1 pseudogene is annotated in these 295 nt (G+C 78.6%); it reads right to left on the minus strand.

Annotated elements, in window-relative coordinates:
* Nucleotides 1-295 (minus strand): annotated as a pseudogene (locus ACFFNX_RS52290) (DNA polymerase Y family protein); the annotation flags it as partial.

Here is a 295-nt window from a genome sequence, read left to right on the forward strand (position 1 = left end):
ACGGCCCCTCGGCGGCCGGTTCCGGCGGCAGGTCGCCGACGGGCACCGGGACGAGGCGATCGCCGGGCCCGCGTCCGCCGGCCGGGAACGGCCGGGTGATCGCCTGATGGCCGAGCATCGCCTGGACCCGCGCCGCGGCCCGTGCGATCTGGTCGGAGACCGTGGCCTCGCCCCACAGGGCCTCCTGCCGCCCGTCGTCGGCGACGAGCTGGTCGGGCAGGAGCCGCAGCAGCGCGACGCCGCCCTCCTGGCCGTCCTCGCCCCGGGTCTCCCAGGACGACAGCTGCCAGCGGAC

The organism is Actinoallomurus acaciae, assembly GCF_042429965.1.
GTDB classification, from domain to species: domain Bacteria; phylum Actinomycetota; class Actinomycetes; order Streptosporangiales; family Streptosporangiaceae; genus Actinoallomurus; species Actinoallomurus acaciae.